This window comes from Brucella pseudogrignonensis (genome assembly GCF_031454375.1).
GTDB lineage: Bacteria > Pseudomonadota > Alphaproteobacteria > Rhizobiales > Rhizobiaceae > Brucella > Brucella pseudogrignonensis_A.
Genome location: NZ_JAVDQT010000002.1, coordinates 94,930 through 115,248 on the forward strand (window position 1 = coordinate 94,930; position 20,319 = coordinate 115,248).

Sequence of the window (20,319 nt, forward strand, 5' to 3'; positions counted from 1 at the left end):
ATGTTCCCCGCGCTGTAACTTATGTTACGTTTTTCATTTTTTGCGCTATTGTGGAATATTTGATACGGACTATGATAATTTGTCAAATACAATTTCGCCCAAATTTAAAAAGGGCTTTTTTGAATGGAAACAGCGTGCAGACCAGTGCCACAGTTGCTGAACTGATCAATGAGCGCATTGATGCGATGCCCGCTGGCGAGCGCAGTGCTGCACAAACACTGATTGCCAATTACCCTATGTTGGGTTTGAAAACGGTTGCCGAATTTTCCGTGCTGGCAGGGGTTAGTTCGCCTACAATTCTGCGCTTCGTCAATCGTCTCGGTTTCCAGAATTACTCTGATTTTCAGGCCCGTTTGCAGGATGAACTGGCTGCGCAGCTGCAATCTCCGCACAATCGCAATGAGCGGCCTGATAAGGTGCAGGATAACGCCTATCCGGCTGTTGAACATACACTTGAGAATATCCGGGAGAGTTTCCGGCACTTAGGCGAAAAGCAGCTTAAACAGGCGGTTGCAGCTCTTTGTAATTCTAAGGGTAATGTTTATTTGATCGGCGGACGCTTCACCGACCCAATCGCGCAGTATATGGCGGCACACATGACCATTATTCGGCCCAATGTGTTTCATCTGGGGGGGCAGGAGAGCGTCTGGCGGGATCGTTTGCTCGATATGGGCAAACGCGATGTGCTTGTGGTCTTTGATATTCGTCGTTACCAGGAGAGTCTCTCGAAACTAGCGGAAAAGGCACGAGGTCGGGGTGTCGAAATCGTTCTCGTTACCGATCAATGGCTTTCTCCTATTGCGCGTGTATCGCATCATGTACTTGCAGGACGTATTGCTGTGCCTTCTGCATGGGATTCGTCCGCTGCGCTTTTCGTGTTGGCGGAAACAATCATTCGAGAAATGACGCGTGCTCTTGAAAAGGATAGTGCGGCCCGTATCGCGGAATTGGAGGCGCTCAGATGAGCGCCCGTTTTTTGTTCACGTGATTATTTACCCGCTTTTGGCGCCTTGAAGACTGGAAGCGGGTAACTTTCGCCTAGAACGATGCCTGCTTTTTGCAGCACATCTGCCGGAGCAGCATATGGCTTGTGAATCCATTTGTCCGGCAGGGCTGCTATTTCAGGCACCCATTCGCGCACATATTTTCCGCCAGTATCGAACTTGTCGCCTTGCAATACAGGATTGAAAACACGGAAATATGGGGCGGCATCCATGCCACAACCGGCCACCCATTGCCAGCTTCCCGGATTACTGGCGATATCGGCATCAACGAGCGTGTCCCAGAACCATTTTTCGCCTTCGCGCCAGTCGATTTGCATGTTTTTGCTCAGAACTGACGCAACCAGCATTCGCACACGGTTGTGCATCCAACCTGTTGCCCAAAGCTGCCGCATCCCGGCATCAATCATAGGAACGCCGGTATTACCGATTTTCCAGACGTCAAAAGCTTCAGGATTTGTCAGCCACTCAACATCTGCAAGCGTGTTGCGCATATCGTTCTCGGCAATGTCAGGCCGATAATACAGCTGATGATAGTGAAAATCGCGCCAGATCAGTTCGGAGAGAAATTTTTCACCGCCCGTTTGGGTGTCGGGATGCTCATCCATTAAGGAGAGCGTCGCATACCATGCCTGCCGAGGACTAATCTCACCAAACCGAAGATGTGGTGAAATCTTTGACGTACCTTCGACATCCAGGCGATCGCGATCACCAGCATAGTTGCGAATAGTCTCATCGAAGAAATGATATAACTGATCAATGGCCGCCGCTTCGCCGATCTCCCAGATGCCGTTCATCTTTTTTGACCAGAAAGGCTGTTTATAATGCTCCCGATCGGGCTTGTACTTGATGCTTGATGGTTCAGCTTTCCAGTTTGATGAAGACAAAGGGCGATTAACGCCTTGCTGGCGCAGCGTTTTTGCATAGGGTGTAAAGACTTGATAGGGCCCCCCGCTGCCTGTTTTAATCTCCCATGGTTCAGCCAAGAGATTGCCCGCAAAGGACACCACATTGAGTCCTTTGTCTTTCAATGTGGATTTAACAACGGCATCGATATCCCGCTCCTGTGGAGCATAACGCCGATTCCAGAAAATTGCATCGAAGCCATTTTCCTCAATAAGTTTATCGATTATTTCTAACGCGTCACCGTGAGCTACAAGCAATTCGACGTTGCGCGTGTTCAGGTTTTTCTCAAGCGAATTGAGGCTCTGTTCTAGCCACCAAAGAACGGCCCCGCCGGGCGTTCGCAATTTCGTGTTGGTTTCATGCACATACAGCGCTGTGATCTTACCGCCCAGCTTAACGGCAGCTTGAAGAGCAGGATTGTCAGCAAGACGCAGATCGTTGCGTAACCAGACAAGCGCGTTCGCAGTCATTGAATAATCCTTATTTCACGGACTTTAGACATTGGTTGTCTGGTGCGCCAGACACCACCATTTTCGTGGGCGATTAGTCGAGGGGTAGTCAGAAAACACAGCACCTGACCGAGTGCCGAAAGTTGGAATCTTGAAGATGGACCTGTTGCAGAATTGACTTAGTCGGATCAATCGAATTGTCAAAATTGTTCAGCCAATCCAAAGCTGCTTTCTGATCCAACGCGTAATTCAGTCAGTTTATAAGTCGGGCGTAATGGTCATCTATACCTGCTACCGTCATCATGTTGTTTAGAGGATTGTGGTCTCTGCCATTGATCATAAATGATAACGTATTCATGTTGAGGCTCCTGATCTATCGGAGTGCTTTCGAGGCCCGGGGAAGAATGCATTTACCCTTCCTTGTAAGGACCGGAATTTTTCACCGCGCGATTTAAGCATGTGTTCTTCAAGCGGCGGGATGCCGGAGACATGAACCAGCAACCAGTACATTTGGATAGGTGCGAGCAACGATAACCAACTCCAAGGTGATGCTGTGATTGCCAGCATCGGCCAAGCACACCAGAACAGCCATTCAAAGAAGTAGTTTGGATGTCGGGAATAGGCCCAAAGCCCGGTTTCGCAAACTTCGGTTTTGGCTTCTGGAGTTTTCCGAAACTGCGCGAGTTGTGCATCAGATAGTGCTTCGCCGAGCAGTGCTATCGATATTATTGCGATAGCGAGGACATCCCAGAAGTATGGAAAGCTTGGTCGACTTATGGCAGCGAGATAGACGGCTAGAACCAGAATGAAGCCGGCGAGTGCCTGTATCTGTAAAAACCAGAAGAGGCGTGAAGAAGCATTTGTTCCCCATTCTTTGATCAGCTTAACATAGCGTGGGTCTTCACCATGACTTAGGCTGCGTTGAACAATGTGCAAACCAAGGCGCATCGACCATATTAGTATAAGTATCAGGATCGCCAAGCGTCGTTGCAAAGTCGCATCTGCCAGTACAACGGCGATGATTGAGCCTATGCCGACCGAGAAAGACCAGATCGCATCGATCCAGCCACTTTTACCGGTCTTTCGTTCTATCCCCCAGGCAAGTGTCATAATGCCAGACAGGCTGATAGCAACAATTATGAGCAGACCAGGTTGCATGGCTGACCTTTATTTTAACGAGCTTTACATCATCCAATACGTTCGGTCCTGCCGTTTGGTTTCGTAAGCGGCTTAAAAAAATGAAAAAAGTTTGGTGGCCGATTGAACCAAATCCCTTTTCAAAACGTAAGATGATGAAAATTCGGCCCATACGTGGCTGAGCGCGCTGTGAAGAGAGGGACTATGGATATCACGAACCATTCGGGCAGATATAAACGTCTCAGGGTCGCGATTATCGGCAGCGGTATTTCAGGGCTGTCAGCTGCATGGCTGCTTTCACAGCGTCATGATGTGACTGTTTTTGAAGCGTCGGATCGGATTGGTGGACATAGCAATACCGTCGAATTTGAAAGCATCAATGGTCCCGTTGCGGTCGATACCGGGTTCATCGTCTATAATGAAGTGACTTATCCCAATCTGACTGCACTATTTCAAACGCTTGATGTTCCGACAGCAGCGTCGAGCATGTCGTTTGCAGTTTCAATTAACAATGGAGCTTATGAATATTCAGGTGGAACCGGCTTAGGCCTATTCGCGCAGCGGTCTAATCTGGTCAGTCCGCGTTTCTGGTCGATGATCCGTGACCTTCTACGCTTTTATCGCAATGCTCCAAAAGATTTGAACGCTATGGGTAGCATTTCGCTAGATGACTATCTGGCACGCAATGGCTATGGCCGGGTCTTCCGTGAGGATCATCTTTACCCGATGGCTGCGGCGATCTGGTCGACACCTGCAATGGAAGTCGGGCGATATCCGGCCGCAAGTTTCGTTCGCTTTTGTTGTAATCACGGTCTTCTGGCTCTTCGTGACCGGCCAATCTGGCGCACGGTATCAGGTGGTAGCAGGGAATATGTAAAGCGTATCACCAAGCCTTATGCAGACAGGATCATGCTTTCGACATCGATCCAATCCGTTCGACGCTCTGAAAACTCTGTCGAGTTGATCGACGGAAGCGGCATGTCCCATATTTTCGACGATGTTGTGATTGCCACTCATGCCGATCAAGCTTTGCAAATACTGGCTGATCCAAGCGCTGATGAAAGCCGGATTCTTGGCGCGTTTCAATATTCACGCAATGAAGCGGTGCTGCATAGCGATGTGTCTCTGATGCCCAAACGTCGTGCTGCTTGGTCTAGTTGGAATTATCTAACCAATGCTGCCACTGGCTCAACTCACCCATCCATCACTTACTGGATGAACCGTTTGCAACCGCTGGGAGACGCACCCGAAACTTTTGTTACACTCAATCCTTGTCGTGAGCCGCGTGAGGAACTCGTTATCCGTCGTGAGATTTATCGGCATCCGATTTTCGACATGGCAACAGATCGTGCACAGAAAGAAATCTGGTCGTTGCAGGGACAGCGCAGGACTTGGTTTTGCGGAGCGCATTTTGGCTCCGGCTTTCATGAGGATGGGCTTCAGGCAGGTCTTGCCGTAGCAGAAGACCTTGGCGGTCTGCGTCGTCCTTGGCAGGTTGAGCAGGAAAGCGCACGTATTTTTCGCCAGCCATTGTCTATCCAAGAAAGGGCGCTGGCATGACCGGGAACTTCCATTCTGCGATTTTCCCTGGCTATGTGACCCATGCGCGTTTGCGGCCTAAAGTTCATAAGCTGGCCTATAAAATCTATTCACTCCTGCTTGATCTCGACGAGCTGGAAATGCTTGATGGTAAGTTGAAGCTTTTCTCGCTTGATCGTTTCAATCTGTTTTCGTTCTACAGAAAAGATAGAGGCGATGGATCAGCTTTGCCGTTGCGCGAACAGGTCGAGCGCGCCATGGATGCAGCCGGAGTAATGCCAGACGGCGGTGCAATCCGCCTGCTCACCATGCCGCGTATTTTGGGCTGGGCTTTCAATCCGCTGAGTGTTTTCTTCTGCTATAATCGTGGCGAAGAACTCGTGGCTATACTCTGGGAAGTTGATAATACCTTCCGCCAACGCCATGGTTATATGATCCCGGTCGAGAACGCCACAAACGGTCGCATCGTACAAAGCTGCGACAAAGCATTTTACGTCTCGCCCTTCATGGATATGAAGCTTCGGTACGAGTTTGAAGTTTCTCCACCCACAGATAAGCTCTCCATCCGCATCAACAGTTTTGACGATGAAGGCTTGCTCATGACCGCTCGTCATCTGGCGCGTAGGGTTGAACTGACTGATGCAGCCTTGTTGCGCGCGTTCTTTGCAATTCCGTTTCTTACCCTGAGAGTGGTGGGCGGTATTCACTGGGAGGCGCTGAAAATTTGGTTGAAAGGCATTGGTTTGCGCAAACGTCCGAAGCCGCCACAAGAACCGATAACGCATATCCGACAAGAGCCATCCCGGCAAAGGAGTGAGGCCGCATGAGCCATATTGATGAGACCTCGCCGCTCCCCGTAGTTATTTCACGCGGCTATTCTGGTTGGAGCCCCTCCGCGCGTCTTTTGCGTCGCTTGCTTAGTCAAGTGCAGCATGGACGACTGACATTGGTTCTTCCATCAGGAAAGGTAATATTTGGCCAAGGCGGTTTAGCCGGTCCTGAAGCTAAAATAATAATTAGGAGTTGGCGTTGCCTGCGTCGGCTTCTGACGGGTGGGGATATTGGTTTCGCGCAAGCTTATATCGCGGGTGAATGGACGTCGCCGGATCTAACCTCGGTTATCCGCTTTGCAGTGCGCAATCGCGATACACTCTTATCCAGTTTGCGTGGTTCAGTCTGGATGCGGACGCTGAATCGTATTGGCCATCTATTCAATGCGAATACGCGCCGAGGTAGTCGGCGTAACATTGAAGCCCATTACGATCTTGGCAATGATTTCTATCGCCGCTGGCTTGATCCATCGATGTTGTATTCATCAGCAATATGGAGCGAGACGACGCCCAGCTTAGAAAGTGCGCAGGAGTATAAGTTGCAGTGCATAGCAGACAAACTTGCACTTGAGGGCGGTGAAAAGGTTCTCGAAATCGGTTGTGGCTGGGGTGCGCTGGCAAGCTTTCTCGCAAAGCACGATGGAACGCATGTGACTGGTATCACCTTGTCGCCGTCACAGTTGGCTTGGGCTAACCAAACTATAGCGGAGGCAGGACAGCAGAATGCTGTTGATCTTCGCTTACAGGATTATCGTGACTTAGAAGGACAGTTTGACCGGATTGTTTCGATTGAAATGTTTGAGGCAGTTGGTGAAGCCTATTGGCCAGAATATTTCGCGACAATGAAGCGTTGTCTCAAGCCGGGCGGGCGCGCTGTTCTACAGATCATCTCAATCGAAGACGCGCGTTATGAAAATTACCGTCGTAAGGCGGATTTCATTCAAAAATTCATCTTTCCCGGCGGCTTTCTGCCTTCAGATAAAGTTCTTGAACGTGATCTGCTGAAGTCAGGGCTTGTGGTGAAAGAAATTGAACATTTTGGTCATTCTTACGCTCTTACCCTCGCGGAGTGGCGCCAGCGGTTCATCGCCAATTGGCCCGAAATCGAAAAGCTTGGTTTCGATGATAAGTTCAGGCGGCTTTGGGAATACTACCTTTGCTATTGCGAGGGCGGGTTTGAAGAAGGTGCGATTAATGTCGGACTTTACACGATTGAACACGCTTAGAGGCTGAATCGACAGACCAGGGAGGCGTCGATGAAATGGCTGTTAACAATCATTGTATTCACAGTGTTATTCCCATTTGCGGCTCAAGCTGATGATATTAGCGGTAACTGGGCGCGAGGTGATGGGAAAGCACGGGTGAAGATCGCAGGATGCGGCAAAGATATATGCGCCACGAACACCTGGATTAAGCCCGGAACGCCGAAAGAGAAAACTGGTGATGTGCTTGTCATGAGCATTAAGCAAAGCACAAGTGGGCAATATTCAGGAACGGCTTTCGATCCCCAACGTAAACTCACCTACAAGATCAGCGTAATGGTCAATGGTGACACAATGACTTCCAATGGATGTGTTTTGGCTGGTCTTGTCTGTCGCAGTGTTGGCTGGACACGCATCAAATAAGAAAGTTGGCTTTCAATGAAAGACTATCTCATAGCTTATGTTGCGACTGGCGTCGCGTTTCTAGCGATTGATGCGGTCTGGTTGTCCAATATGGCCAACGTGATTTATCGCCCTGTCATGGGGGATATGATGATGTCGGGATTTCGCCTCGCACCCGCTATCGTCTTCTATTTGATCTTTGTCTTTGGGCTTGTTTTCTTTGCGGTGAAACCCGGGCTACTGGCAAGTAGCGGTATGGTCACACTTGTAAATGGCGCGCTTCTTGGATTTATCGCCTATGCGACTTATGATCTGACCAATCAGGCCACTTTGAAGAATTGGTCATGGACGCTGACAATAGCAGATATGATCTGGGGCACTGTTCTCTCGGCCGCATCAGCCTATGTTGGCTATTGGGTTGCGTCGCGGATAAGTGGATAGTTTGGAGTAAGCATATGCATAGATTAGGTCTTTTGGCTGTCTTCGCTTTTGTAATTGTAGTCATTGGAATGGCTATTGGTATCGGCTTCCCACCCGGAGAATGGTACGCATCCCTTCAAAAGCCTTGGTTTACCCCACCAAACGCTGCGTTTGGACCCATATGGACCATACTCTATATTTTCATTGCTATTGCGGGCTGGCGCACCTGGATAAGTGATAGCGGTTGGCAAAGGCGCGGGCCATGGTTTGGACAAATGGCTCTGAACTTCATCTGGTCACCTATTTTCTTTGGTGCACATATGACGGTGTTAGGGCTGTTCGTGATTATCGGCGTTTGGCTTTGCGTGCTTTTGTTTATCGTGCGCGCCTGGCGACCAGACCGTATTTCAGCGCTGCTCTTTGTGCCATATCTCGTGTGGCTTTCGTTGGCGACAGCTTTGAACGCGGCAATTGTCGTGTTGAATTAACAAAAAAAGGCGGCATCTCTGCCGCCTTTCTTTATATGCCAACCAATGGCTGCACGAGCCGCATAAGCCAGCTTTGGAATTTCAGCGGCGCGTCAGTCACAGCGAGGCAGACGCAATCGCCATCCGGCGAAGCAATAGGCTGGTGCACGAGATCGGCATCCGCCTCTTCAATGTCGCCACGCGCAAAAACCCCGGTGCCATCGTTAAAACTTCCACTCAGCACAAGCGTCAATTCACGGCCACCGTGGCCATGTTCGGGCACTGGCTTACCTGCTGGAATTCGTAACAGGCGAACCTGTGTTTCGTTATCGCGTGTTTTGATAGGCACTTGATAAGCACCGCGACCCAGCGATTTCCATTTCAAGTCTGGTAAGTCACCGCCGACATAGGATCGCAGCGGTTCCGGTATTACTACAGGCGTTTTGACTTCCGGTCTCAGAACTGAATGCTCTTTGGGCTGCGGCACATGCTGTATTTTACCTTTTAAGCTTTCCCAAGAGCTTGCTTCAAATGCTGTAGGCTCAACGGCTTCAAGAAGCTGGCCACCGATCTGTTCAAACTGCCTGAGTCTTGAACGGCAAGCGGGGCAAAGTGCAAGATGAGTTGCAACAGCGATGCTCCAGCCTTCAGCAAGTGTACCAGCCGCATAGCTTACAAGGAGTTCGTTGCTCAGATGATGTTTGATATCCATTAGTGCGCTCCCGAATTATCGAGTGCTGCACGCAACTTGCTGAATGCTAGGCGAAGGCGGGATTTTACTGTGCCAAGCGGCAGATTTAGCTTCTTCGCGATGGCGCTGTGCGTGCTTTCTTCGAAATAGGCGAGTTCAAGCAGGGTACATTGTTCTTTCGGTAAATTATCCATGGCAGCGCGCAATTGGTTGGCTGATTGTCGTTGGACGATCTTCATATCGGCTGGCTGTTCTTCGTCTGGAACAAAGGCCGGGTCGGTTGCGTCATATTCAGGACGGCGGGTGCGACGCACAGCATCAATGCGCTGGTTGCGTGCGATGGTGAATATCCATGTCGACAAGGCGCCTTTTGAAAAATCATAGTGGTCTGCCTTGCTCCAGACCGCAATCATAGTTTCTTGCATTAATTCTTCCGCTGTTTGCGTATCGGCAGACAGTTTGGTCATATAGGCCTTCACCCGAGGGGCAAAATGTTTGAAAATTACCTCGAATGCGTCCACATCGCGTCGAGAACTGACTGCCAGCATCAATTCCTCTAATGAGGGCTGATTTTCAGAAGCAGTCCGTTCTTTCATTCGGTTCGTATCCCGTACGCGCTGATATGGCGAAGACAGGAGCTGCAAATCGCGCCCCATTTTCTTTTGCCATGTCTGCGAGCTTAAGGAAATGCTTGTATTCATATCCCGTGATACGAATAGTTTGAGACATTGGATCACAAGGGATAGTCAATGGCTTTATTTTTTTGCGTAGAACGACTTTATAGAGCGTAAGCTGTTTCGTTCGCTATATTGACCAAATTCGCTTAGAATTTCGGTGGCTTTTTCGCAATCTACGGCCTTTGAAAACGCATAGCCTTGCCCAAGTTGGCAACCCATTTTTTGAAGTGTCTCAGACAGTTCAAGAGTTTCTACTCCCTCTGCAACCAGTCTGATATTTAGGTCTCGTGCGATCTGCAAAATTCCTTTGACGATGGCGACGCTGGGGTCGCCGGGTGCGAGGCGACATACAAAAGATCTGTCTATTTTAATGATATCGACAGGCACGGTAAGAAGGTGAGCGAGCGCTGCGAAGCCGGTGCCAAAGTCATCAAGTGCAACCCGAACGCCCAGCAATCGCAGGTTTCGAATGCCTGATGCCACTACATCATCACGTTGCCCGATATAGGCGTTTTCTGTCACCTCAATAATGAGATGATTAAGTGGTACGTTGTAATCTGCGAATGTTTTTGAAACAAAAGCAGCAAGGTCACCTACGTAAAAATCCGCTGCTGTAACGTTAACTCCAACATGCTGAACCGGTAAACCAAGATCGAGCCAATGTCGTATATCCTGAGCAACGATTGAAAGCATATATTGGGTGATTTCTGATGCAATGTGGACATCAGAGAACGATTCCTGAAACATTGCGGCCGAAAGAATATCGCCCGATAGAGTTGTCATTCGACTTAATGCTTCAAAGCCAACAACCTCGCCAGTATCAAGCCGAATAATTGGCTGATAATGCGCTGTGATACGTTTTTCCTCGAGTGCTTCGCGTACTTCTTTAATTGAGTTGCGCCGGTGTAAAATGCTTGTCCCTAAATTCGCTTGATAGCGCACAAAACTACCACGTGCATTTTCTTTAGCGTGATAGAGAGCAAAGTCCGCATTGCGGCGCACTATTTGCGGCTGGGTATCAAGTGCTGAAAGTACAGCCCCACCAATCGTTGCGCGAGGCAAAATAGTTTGACCATCATAATCAATTGGTGATGAGAGTGCTTCGAAGATCAGGTCTGCAGTGTGATCAAGGTCATAAAGCGCCTTATGATTTTGGATGATAACGGTAAACTCATCCCCGCCTGTCCTAAATGTTATATCGGGCGCTAACGTAGCTGAAACTCGCGTGGCAATTGTGCTGATCAAAAAATCGCCGACATCATGACCGAATGTGTCGTTGGTAACTTTAAGATTGTCGACGTCGATGACAAATAGAGCCCAACTTCCGGGCAGTTCGCAGCGCAATTGTGATAGGGCATCATCAAATGCTGAACGGTTTGGCAATCCCGTTAATACGTCGACGGTCGCCCTGCGTTCATAGTTGAGAATGCGCATTTCGCGCATCATCGCGAGCTTGCAAAGTTGGGCGCCAGCCTTGAGTATATCGCCCTCTTCAGTGGTAGGGGTATGCTTTTTGAGAAAATAGATAGCGAGTGCGCCAATGACCTCATCAGCGTCATTGATGACAGGTACAGAGCTGCACGCTAAAAGGCCTATCGGCAGGACAAGGTGCTTATAAGCGGCCCACTTCGGATCATTTTCAATGTCGTGGACCGTCACGGAAACGTTATTATAAATGGCACTGCCACAAGAGCCAATCTCCGGACCAACAACGACGCCATCTAAAGCATAGGTATAACTTGTGGGCAGGCTTGGTGCTGCCAACATATGTATCATTCCCGCGTTGTCTACGGAGCAGACCATAACGCGAGAGTTTTCTATGAGCGCCTCAATGCCAAAGCACATTTGTTCCAGTGTTTGCCTGAGAGGTTTTCCTCTGGCAATTAACTCAAGAACTGTGTTTTGAAATTTGAGCACGAATTCCTCGTAAGTTTCTATGGTTATTATAGCTGCCGCTTTATTCGCTTTGTCAATTTTCAAAACATTATTTTAGATCGTAATATTATATTTATTTGTATTTTTTCAGATGTCTATGAGATTTGTTCAATCCTTACTTAATATCATTAATTGCTCGATTGGAGTTTCTAGCAGGTTTAGACAGATCGCAAATGTGCTTTGGTAAAACATTGAGCACCACATTTAACAAATCATATGCAGAAAGACGTTTTGCCGTTCACCTGGTCTTTGAAGGAATGTCTCACTCTTCATAGTTGATAGTATCTACTGATATGTAATCACTTATATGGGTATGTGATTTTGAGGTACAGCATCCTTATTCTCTCTAGCTGCATGCCTGTTTGATTATTTGATAAAGTGAGTGGATTGTAATTGTGTCATCCGGCTGTCATGCAGCCGGAATAGAAGCGCGCAAACCATTAAGATTGCGCGCTTATGTTACATGAAACTAAAATACACGCGGACGTTGCTGTTGAGGCGGAAAGCCTGAGCCTCGCCTATGGCAATAACACGATCCTCAGAAACATTGATCTGACCTTACCAAAAGGCCAGACGCTTGCACTGCTTGGTCCGTCGGGCTGCGGTAAGACCACATTGTTGCGTCTGGTGGCAGGTCTTCTGGCGCCGACAACCGGATCAGTCACGATCAATGGCGTAAAAGTTGCTGATGCTGCCACGGGTAAGTTTTCACCCCCGGAAAAGCGTCATCTTGGCATGGTGTTTCAGGATTATGCGCTGTGGCCACATATGACGGTTTATGGCAACGTATCGTTTCCGCTGGAAATGCGTGGCATCGGACGTGCCGAGCGTGAAACGCGTGTGAAGGCAGCTTTGGACCGCGTTGGCCTGAAAGGCTTTGGTGATCGTTCGATCAGCGATATGTCGGGCGGTCAGCAACAGCGGGTGGCAATTGCGCGTGCAATCGTCGCAGAGCCTGGTCTTGTGCTGTTTGATGAGCCGCTTTCCAATCTTGATCGCGAATTACGCGAGAACATGGTCACCGAAATTGGCCAGCTCGTAGCCAATCTTGGCCTCACCGCCATCTATGTGACCCATGATCAAAGCGAAGCTTTTTCGCTCGCTCATCAGGTCGCTATCATGCGGGCAGGGGTGATTGAACAGCTGGCAGCACCAGAGGTTCTTGTCGCGCAACCCAATACGCCAGCCGTTGCCGATTTTCTTCGTCTTGGCTGCGTGATGCCCGTTGAGCGCGAAAGTGCTGGGTATCGCATATCGCAAACGGAAATCCGGCTCGCGAACAGCATAGCACCCGAACAGGCGACGCATGTGCTTCTGCCATCGCGGTCAGTGCGCAGCGTTGAGTTTTGCAATTCATCCATTCCGGCGACGGTTCTGCGCACCCAGTTTCGCGGTGATGGTCATTTAACGACTGTGCGCATCGGTTCGCAGACTGTGTCGCATGAATTGACCTATCTCGATAGCCATCGTCTTACGCCCGGCGTGCCGGTTGGTATCGCAATCGATGCAGAACAACTCCGCTGGTTCTCCCACTAACACTACTATCTCAGGCACATCTCAGGAGAGATTTATGAAAAAGTCCCTTATCGGTGCAGGCATGGCATTTGCCGCAGCTCTGCTCGCAAGCACGGTAGCTTTCGCCGACATCACCGTTTATTCGGCTGGTCCGGGCAAGCTGATTGAAGGCCTTGCGGCTGGCTTCACAGCCAAGACCGGCACCAAGGTCAATGTCTTTCAGGCAACAACCGGCAAGGTTATGGCGCGTATCGAAGCCGAAGCTGCCAATCCTGTAGTGGATGTTCTGATTTCTGCGTCGTGGGATACAGCAACTGATTTTGCCAAGCGCGATTGGCTTGTGGCTTACACCAGCCCGAATGCTGCAAAAATTCCTGACTTCCTGAAAAACGAAACCGCTGTTGCACAGGGCGTTTCGGCTCTTGGTATTGCTTGGAACCCAAACAGCAAGACGCCAAAGCCAACCGAATGGGCTGATCTGGCCAAGCCAGAATATAAGGATCTGGTCAATCTTCCAGACCCATCGCAGTCGGGTGCGACATTTGAACTCGTTGCAGCGCTTTCAGAAACACAGGGCTGGGATCTGTTTAAAAACCTTCAAACAAATGGTGCAGTTGCTGCCGGAGCAAATGCAGAAGCGCTGAACCCAGTGCTTCAGGGCGCGAAAGCCGCAGTTTTTGGCGCGGTTGATTACATCTCGCTTGCCGGTAAGGCAAAGGGCGAAGCCATCGACGTGATCTTCCCGACATCGGGTACGGTTATTGCACCACGTCCAGCCATGATCCTCAATTGGTCGAAAAATCAGGACGAAGCCAAGCAATTCATCGATTACATGCTTTCGGATGAGGGTCAGGAGATGGTGGCAAAAGCCTATCTGATGCCTGCTCGTTCCGATGTTGCTGCTAACCGCCCGCTGATCAGTGATCTGAAAATCCTTCCGATCGATGCGGCGGCTGTCTACGGCAAGCGTAATGAAACGCTGAAGGAATTCAACGCGATTTTCGGCGTGAAAAAGTAAACCCAAATGGCTCTCCTCAAAACGGGGAGAGCCATTTCATTTCGCTGTTTTAAATTGCTGTCATTCTTTGTGGCAGCGGGAATACCGCAGAGGCAATCATGAGTGCAAAGACCGCTACCGCTGCAAATCCGCTTGGGCTTGTGGCCGTTATCGGCCTTGCCATTGTCGTCGCAGTTCCGTTTATCTTTATTGTTTTGCAGGCGATTTTCCCGCAGATCGGGCAAGGGGTTTTGAGTGCGCCTTTTGTGCACCTGCCAGCCTTGTTTGAAGATCCAAAGCTCTTACGCATGACCGGCAACACCATTCTGCTTGGTGTCAGCGTCGTCGTGCTCTCAGCTATTATCGCAGTTCCACTCGCCGTGTTCCGGGCGCTTTATAAAGTGCCTTTTGCACTGGGCTGGGATGTGCTGATGCTCGTGCCTTTCATGATCCCGCCTTATATTGCGACGCTTGGCTGGATTATGACATTACAGCCGCGCGGTTATCTCGATCAGCTTGCGGGATTCAATCTCGCGCCGTTCCTGTTTTCGCTTGGCGGTATGACATTTGTGATGGCGCTAAACACCTTTCCGCTGGTCTATTTTGCGGTATCGCGCACAATTGAAGCAGTCGGCGCACGCTATTCCGATGTTGGTCGCGTATTTGGTGCGTCGCCGTGGCGTTCGTTTTTCCGCATCACGCTACCACTCGCAACGCCGGGACTGGCCGCAAGCCTGTTGCTCGTCTTTGCTTCGGCAATCGAGGAGTATGGCACACCGGCGGCACTTGGCAGTCGCTCCGGTTTTGAAGTGCTGGTAACGGAAATCGATATGCGCATTTCCGATTGGCCGATTGATCTTTCGGGTGCGGCTGTTTTCTCGCTTGCACTGGTTTTGTTGTCGCTGGCAGCTTTCATGCTGCAACGCTGGATTTTGACGCGCCGTTCTTATGTGACAACGGGCGGCAAGCCGCAAAACAAGGACAAGCGTGATCTCGGCGCGTTCAAGGTTCCTGTCGTCATCCTGTTTGGTGTGGTTGCATTTGCCGCAACCGGAGTGCCGCTTCTCGCAATCCTTGCAACTGCCATGTCGAAGACCATTTCCGGTGGGCTCACACTGTCCAATCTCGGTTTCGATAATTTTGCTGATATTGCCGATAATAGCGCAGGTGCGATGCGCGCATTGACCAATAGCCTTTCATTGGGTGTTGCGAGTGCTTTGCTGACAGGATTCTTGGGCGCTGTTGCAGCTTATGCCGTTGTTAAGATGCGCTTCCGTGGACGTTTCTGGCTTGATGTTCTGACGGTGCTGCCAAATTCGCTGCCGGGTGTTGTGGTTGCTGTCGGCCTTATCCTTGCATGGAACCAGCCATCGCTGCTGATTTCACCTTACAATACGCCGCTCATCTTACTGCTTGCCTATTGCTGCATTCTGCTGCCGCAGCCAATCCGCTATGCAACGGCAGCATTTCATCAGATTGGCGATAATCTCGAAGCCGCCGCGCGCGTTTGTGGAGCGGGTAGTTTTACAACCTTCCGTCGCATTATGCTGCCGCTGATTGCACCAAGCCTTATTACGGCAATGCTGTTGGTATTCGCTGTGGCAACGCGCGAACTCGTGGCTTCAATTCTGGTGGCACCCGTTGGCATGCAGACGATCTCAATCTTCATCTGGCGGCAGTTTGAGCAGGGCTCAATTGGCCTTGGAATGGCGATGGCATTCATTGCGATCCTGCTCACAACGCTGCTGCCACTGTTGTTGATGGGGCTGCTCAAGCGCACAGGTTTGGTCAAAGTCTAAAGCGGTTCTTGTCGAAGCCGAATTTCCAGAACCGCTTCTTTCTTTCGTTTTCGCATTATCCAACGCAAAACCGCTTCGCACTTTTGCTGGAAATGCTCTGCCTGTCGACAAATTGCGTACAGAGATTTATCCTTTTAGCTTGTCACCGAGTCCGTGGCAGGCTGAAAGGAATAAGCAATGTCTCTCAATACCCCGCGCCCAAGCATTTCCAATGATGAGCGACTGGAACGTATCAATGTTCTGCGTCGCAATTTGAGCGAAAAAAACATTGGTGCCTTGCTGCTTGGGTCGACCGAGAGCCTGCTTTATTACACAGGCCTCGTCTGGCATTCTAGCGAGCGGCTGCTTGGGGCAGTGATTACGCAAAGCGATATTGTCTATATCGTTCCGGGTTTTGAGCAGAGCCGGGTGGAAAGTCTCCCGCATTTACCCGGCGAAATCCGCATCTGGCAGGAAGAGGAAAATAGTGCTGCGCTGGTCGCTTCGCTTTTGAAAGCCAGTGATACACTGGCTGTTGACGAAGCCGTTCCGCTGTTTGTCTATAATGCGTTGCGTAGAGAAATTGGTGCAGACCGCCTTGTCGATGCTGGCCCGATCATTCGCGAGCAGCGTATCGTCAAATCGCAGAACGAAATTGACATCATCAAATATGCCATGGGGCTGACGCTGGAAGTACATCGCCGCGCGCACCAGTTTATCCGTCCGGGCATTGCTGCATCCGATGTGGTGCGTTTTATTGATGAGCAGCATCGTGAAATGGGTGCAAGCGGCTCTACCTTCTGCATCGTTTCTTTTGGCGAGGCCACTTCTCTGCCGCATGGCGCGGATGGTGAGCAGTTTTACAAGATCGGCGACGTCATTCTCGTTGATACTGGCTGCCGGATCGATGGTTATCACTCCGATCTGACCCGCACCTATATGCTTGATGAGCCGACCGCTGAATTTGAACATATCTGGACAATTGAACGACAGGCACAGCAGGCGGTGTTCGATGCTGCAAAGCTTGGCGCTGCTTGTTGCAGCCTTGATGATGCGGCCCGCGCCGTGTTGGTTAAACATGGGTTGGGGCCGGATTATCAGCTCCCCGGTCTGCCGCATCGTGCGGGCCACGGTTTGGGACTGGAAATCCATGAAGCGCCTTATATCGTGCGTGGTAATCAGTTGCCGCTGGCAGCGGGTATGTGCTTCTCAAATGAGCCGATGATTGTCGTGCCGGGGCAGTTTGGTGTGCGTCTGGAAGATCATATTTACATGAGCGCCGAGGGCGCGGAGTGGTTTACGCAGCCTGCAAAAGGACCAACAGAACCATTCGCTTAATAACCGCAAAAGGATATGCTGATGACGGAAAGCGATAATAACGCCATCCCTGAACGCAAGCGCGGTTCTGGCGGGAAGATGGTCTATGACCTGCTGCGCGATGAAATCCTTGATCTGGTGCTGCCGCCCGGCAGCCCGATCGATGAGGTACAACTTGCCGAGCGGTTTAAAATGTCCCGCACGCCAATCCGTGAGGCTTTGGTGCGGCTGGCAGGTGAGGGGCTGATCGACACGCTGCCAAATCGCTCGACGATGGTTTCGAATATCGATTTCCTCAACATGCATACCTATTTCGACGCGCTGACTTTGATGTATCGCGCCACAACTCAGCTTGCCGCTAAAAATCATCGGCAGGAAGATCTGGATATCATCGCGTCCCATCAGGAAGAGTTCACCGCAGCTGTGGAAGCACAGGATGCACTTGGGATGATTGCAACCAATGCAGCGCTGCATCTTGCAATCGCAGAGGCGGGTCGCAATCCCTATTTCACGAGTCTCTTCAAACGCTTGCTGGATGAGGGGCGGCGCATTCTACGGCTCTACTATCAGTCTTATAATGATCGTCTGCCACGGCGTTTTGTCGAAGAGCATGAGGAAATGATTGCGGCAATCGCTGCGCGGGACATGAAACTGGCCGAACAGCTGGCGCATGAACATGCAGAGCAGATCGTGCGTCAGGTGCAGAAACTGGTAATGCGCGATGACCGTCTGGAAATAAACTTGTAGCCCCGTGTAATTTCTGTCGACAAATAAAATACAGACTGATATATCAGTTGCAGCGAACTGAAAATGGCAAATGCCATAACAGTCCAATCGCTCTGGTTTTTGTTTGTTGCATTGTCTTTTACAAAACTGCTCCGCAGTTCGAGGATGATGCGCTGAGAGGAGTTTTAGATGGCTGCCAATATTTTTTCCGGCGTGATTCCGGCTCTGATGACCCCGTGCAAGGACGACCGCACGCCTGATTTCGATGCGCTGGTGCGCAAGGGGCAGGAACTGATCGACGCTGGTATGTCGGCAGTCGTTTATTGCGGTTCGATGGGCGACTGGCCTCTGCTGACTGATGAACAGCGCATGGAAGGTGTTGCGCGTCTCACCGCCGCTGGAATTCCGGTTATCGTGGGTACTGGCGCTGTGAACACTGCTGTTGCTGCTGCACATGCTGCACATGCTCAGAAAGTTGGCGCAAAGGGCCTTATGGTCATCCCGCGTGTTCTGTCGCGTGGCTCGGTGATTGCGGCACAGAAGGACCACTTCAAGGCTGTGCTTTCGGCTGCTCCCGATCTTCCTGCAGTTATCTACAACAGCCCTTATTATGGCTTTGCAACCCGCGCGGATCTGTTCTTCGCATTGCGTGCGGAGCATCCGAACCTCGTTGGCTTCAAGGAATTCGGCGGCCCTGCTGACATGCGTTATGCAGCCGAAAACATCACCAGCCGCGATGACGATGTCACGCTGATGATTGGTGTCGATACGGCTGTGTTCCATGGATTTGTGAACTGCGGTGCAACAGGCGCTATTACTGGCATCGGCAATGTTCTGCCGAAGGAAGTTATCCAGCTTTGCAAGCTGTCACAAGCCGCCGCAAAGGGCGATGCCGACGCGCGCCAGCGTGCGCTTGAACTCGAACAGGCGCTTGCAGTTCTTTCGTCTTTCGATGAAGGCCCGGACCTCGTGCTTTACTTCAAGCACATGATGGTTCTGAAGGGTGACAAAGAATATACGCTGCACTTCAACGCAAGCGATAAGCTCTCCGACAGCCAGCGTGGTTATGTTGAAGCGCAGTTCAAGCTGTTCAACAGCTGGTATGCCGAGTGGAGCAAGTTGCCCGGTGCAGTTCAGACCTACAAGGCTTGAATATAGCTAAGATTGAAAAAGCCCTCCGTTTGGAGGGCTTTCTTGTTTTTAGTTGATTGCTTCGAGACCTTTTTCCAGCAGAAGATCAAGCTGGTCGATCTCTGCTTTGGTGAGCTTGATACCTTCGCTTTCAGACTCAGCGCGTGCCTTGAAGCGACGCTGTGAAGGCAGGCGGGCGCCTTGTCCGACAATCGCATCAAAGAGCATTTCCGCACGCGCAAATGGATCGCCCGGACGGCCTTTCGCAAATGCTTCAGGCGAAAACGCAATGATAAGTTCACCATGCACTGGCGACAGCGTCGTCGTGCCGAGGAAGTCGAGCACTTCCGGGCTGGTCAAATCGCCAATCATGATGGCTGCAAGCAGTTCGACCATCGTGCTGATTGCTGAACCCTTATGTCCGCCAAAGGGCAGCATGGCACCAGCAAGTGCTATTTCCGGGTCGGTTGTTGGGTTGCCTTCTGCATCCAGCGCCCAGCCTTCCGGCAACTGCTTGCCAGCGCGGCGATGCAGTTCGATTTCGCCTCGTGCAGCAACAGATGTCGCAAAGTCAAAAACGTAAGGCGAGGTTTCTTTGCGTGGCCAGCCAAATGCGAAAGGATTGGTGCCGAGCAACGGCTTGTTGCCGCCGGTCGGCGCAACAGTCGCGTAGCTTGGGCACATGACAAGTGCTGCCAGACCTTCGCTGGTTATCGCTTCGACTTCCGGCCAGAGTGCCGAAAAATGTGTGCAATCATTGATGACAAGCGCTGCAATGCCATTCTTACGCGCTCGCTCTGCAAGCACTGGAACGCCGGTCTCAAAGGCAGCATTGGCAAAGCCGAAATTCGCATTTACCCGCACGATGCTTGAAGCTTCATCGGCAACGATTTCGGGAATCGCGTCTGCCTTTACCTTCCCGGCCTTGACTGTGCGCAGCGCACCTTCGATGCGATATATGCCGTGGGATTTGCAATGATCGCGTTCACCAGCAATAATAACGCGCGTGACAGCAGCAGCCTGTATAGCGTTCAGCCCTGCTTTACGAAAAATCGCCTCTACGCGGTCGTGAAGCGTGGCAATGCTCAGGATGGTGGTCTCGCTCATCATGCATCTTTCATGGCTAAACCTGCATGGAACGTCCTGCAGGCAATTGATATGTGCGCACACACTGTATACAAACAAACAGGGTATACAAT

The 20,319-nt window shown here is 50.7% G+C and carries 19 protein-coding genes; 13 read left to right on the forward strand and 6 right to left on the reverse strand.

Translation table 11 applies throughout. From position 1 onward, the window contains the following. Nucleotides 1-71 precede the first annotated feature (71 nt). Entirely contained in the window at nucleotides 72-965 is an 894-nt protein-coding gene (locus tag J2782_RS08180; RefSeq protein WP_310011276.1) for a MurR/RpiR family transcriptional regulator, read from the forward strand. A gap of 23 nt (nucleotides 966-988) precedes the next feature. Here the strand turns inward: J2782_RS08180 and J2782_RS08185 are convergent, their stop codons facing one another. Together J2782_RS08185 and J2782_RS08190 are read right to left on the reverse strand one after the other, a co-directional pair. Then, nucleotides 989-2,377, reverse strand: coding sequence for a cryptochrome/photolyase family protein (locus J2782_RS08185; RefSeq protein WP_310011278.1), 1,389 nt, complete (start codon nucleotides 2,375-2,377; stop codon nucleotides 989-991). Nucleotides 2,378-2,710: 333 nt separating this feature from the next. After that, a complete protein-coding gene (locus J2782_RS08190) occupies nucleotides 2,711-3,514 on the reverse strand; it encodes a DUF1295 domain-containing protein (RefSeq protein ID WP_310011280.1) in 804 nt (267 codons plus the stop codon). 183 nt (nucleotides 3,515-3,697) lie between these two features. Here J2782_RS08190 and J2782_RS08195 point away from each other — a divergent pair, with 183 nt between their 5' ends. The 6 genes from J2782_RS08195 to J2782_RS08220 are packed head-to-tail and all read left to right on the forward strand — an operon-like array spanning nucleotide 3,698 to nucleotide 8,374. Further along, on the forward strand, nucleotides 3,698-5,053 hold the full coding sequence (locus tag J2782_RS08195) for an NAD(P)/FAD-dependent oxidoreductase (protein WP_310011282.1): 1,356 nt from the start codon (nucleotides 3,698-3,700) through the stop codon (nucleotides 5,051-5,053). Then, nucleotides 5,050-5,859 (forward strand): DUF1365 domain-containing protein, encoded by an 810-nt coding sequence (locus J2782_RS08200; RefSeq protein WP_310011284.1) that lies wholly within the window; start codon nucleotides 5,050-5,052, stop codon nucleotides 5,857-5,859. Before J2782_RS08195 ends, J2782_RS08200 begins: the two co-directional genes overlap by 4 nt. Beyond that, the gene (locus J2782_RS08205; protein ID WP_310011286.1) at nucleotides 5,856-7,088 is read left to right on the forward strand and encodes a class I SAM-dependent methyltransferase; all 1,233 of its coding nucleotides are present in this window, start codon (nucleotides 5,856-5,858) and stop codon (nucleotides 7,086-7,088) included. Before J2782_RS08200 ends, J2782_RS08205 begins: the two co-directional genes overlap by 4 nt. A 30-nt stretch (nucleotides 7,089-7,118) precedes the next feature. Next, nucleotides 7,119-7,487 carry a DUF2147 domain-containing protein gene (locus J2782_RS08210; protein WP_310011288.1) on the forward strand — a complete coding sequence of 123 codons (369 nt, stop codon included), beginning with the start codon at nucleotides 7,119-7,121 and terminating at the stop codon, nucleotides 7,485-7,487. Nucleotides 7,488-7,502: 15 nt separating this feature from the next. Continuing rightward, nucleotides 7,503-7,907: a DUF2177 family protein gene (locus J2782_RS08215; RefSeq protein WP_310011290.1), complete on the forward strand. Its 405-nt coding sequence runs from the start codon at nucleotides 7,503-7,505 to the stop codon at nucleotides 7,905-7,907. A gap of 14 nt (nucleotides 7,908-7,921) precedes the next feature. Further along, the gene (locus J2782_RS08220) at nucleotides 7,922-8,374 is read left to right on the forward strand and encodes a TspO/MBR family protein (RefSeq protein WP_310011293.1); all 453 of its coding nucleotides are present in this window, start codon (nucleotides 7,922-7,924) and stop codon (nucleotides 8,372-8,374) included. Between the two features lie 31 nt (nucleotides 8,375-8,405). Here J2782_RS08220 and J2782_RS08225 read toward each other — a convergent pair whose 3' ends face one another. The 3 genes from J2782_RS08225 to J2782_RS08235 form a co-directional block, all read right to left on the reverse strand. Continuing rightward, on the reverse strand, nucleotides 8,406-9,065 hold the full coding sequence (locus J2782_RS08225) for a ChrR family anti-sigma-E factor (protein WP_310011295.1): 660 nt from the start codon (nucleotides 9,063-9,065) through the stop codon (nucleotides 8,406-8,408). Then, nucleotides 9,065-9,640 (reverse strand): sigma-70 family RNA polymerase sigma factor, encoded by a 576-nt coding sequence (locus J2782_RS08230; protein WP_310011296.1) that lies wholly within the window; start codon nucleotides 9,638-9,640, stop codon nucleotides 9,065-9,067. The genes J2782_RS08225 and J2782_RS08230 overlap by 1 nt, the downstream gene beginning before the upstream one ends. Before the next feature lie 159 nt (nucleotides 9,641-9,799). Further along, the gene (locus J2782_RS08235; RefSeq protein WP_310011298.1) at nucleotides 9,800-11,701 is read right to left on the reverse strand and encodes a bifunctional diguanylate cyclase/phosphodiesterase; all 1,902 of its coding nucleotides are present in this window, start codon (nucleotides 11,699-11,701) and stop codon (nucleotides 9,800-9,802) included. Between the two features lie 411 nt (nucleotides 11,702-12,112). On the opposite strand from J2782_RS08235, the gene J2782_RS08240 reads away from it, so the two are divergent. The 6 genes from J2782_RS08240 to J2782_RS08265 all read left to right on the forward strand — a co-directional run bounded on the left by J2782_RS08240 (nucleotide 12,113) and on the right by J2782_RS08265 (nucleotide 19,141). After that, on the forward strand, nucleotides 12,113-13,192 hold the full coding sequence (locus J2782_RS08240; protein ID WP_310011300.1) for an ABC transporter ATP-binding protein: 1,080 nt from the start codon (nucleotides 12,113-12,115) through the stop codon (nucleotides 13,190-13,192). A 34-nt stretch (nucleotides 13,193-13,226) separates the two neighbouring features. Then, on the forward strand, nucleotides 13,227-14,189 hold the full coding sequence (locus tag J2782_RS08245) for an ABC transporter substrate-binding protein (RefSeq protein WP_310011302.1): 963 nt from the start codon (nucleotides 13,227-13,229) through the stop codon (nucleotides 14,187-14,189). Between the two features lie 98 nt (nucleotides 14,190-14,287). Beyond that, nucleotides 14,288-15,967 (forward strand): ABC transporter permease, encoded by a 1,680-nt coding sequence (locus J2782_RS08250; protein ID WP_310011304.1) that lies wholly within the window; start codon nucleotides 14,288-14,290, stop codon nucleotides 15,965-15,967. A 177-nt stretch (nucleotides 15,968-16,144) separates the two neighbouring features. Continuing rightward, complete coding sequence (locus J2782_RS08255; protein ID WP_310011305.1) at nucleotides 16,145-17,284, forward strand: M24 family metallopeptidase; 1,140 nt, start codon at nucleotides 16,145-16,147, stop codon at nucleotides 17,282-17,284. A 21-nt stretch (nucleotides 17,285-17,305) separates the two neighbouring features. Continuing rightward, complete coding sequence (locus J2782_RS08260; RefSeq protein WP_404989614.1) at nucleotides 17,306-18,010, forward strand: GntR family transcriptional regulator; 705 nt, start codon at nucleotides 17,306-17,308, stop codon at nucleotides 18,008-18,010. Nucleotides 18,011-18,178: 168 nt separating this feature from the next. Further along, nucleotides 18,179-19,141: a dihydrodipicolinate synthase family protein gene (locus J2782_RS08265; RefSeq protein ID WP_310011308.1), complete on the forward strand. Its 963-nt coding sequence runs from the start codon at nucleotides 18,179-18,181 to the stop codon at nucleotides 19,139-19,141. A gap of 48 nt (nucleotides 19,142-19,189) precedes the next feature. On the opposite strand, the gene J2782_RS08270 is transcribed toward J2782_RS08265, so the two are convergent. Further along, on the reverse strand, nucleotides 19,190-20,227 hold the full coding sequence (locus tag J2782_RS08270) for an Ldh family oxidoreductase (protein ID WP_310012292.1): 1,038 nt from the start codon (nucleotides 20,225-20,227) through the stop codon (nucleotides 19,190-19,192). Between the last annotated feature and the right edge of the window lie 92 nt (nucleotides 20,228-20,319).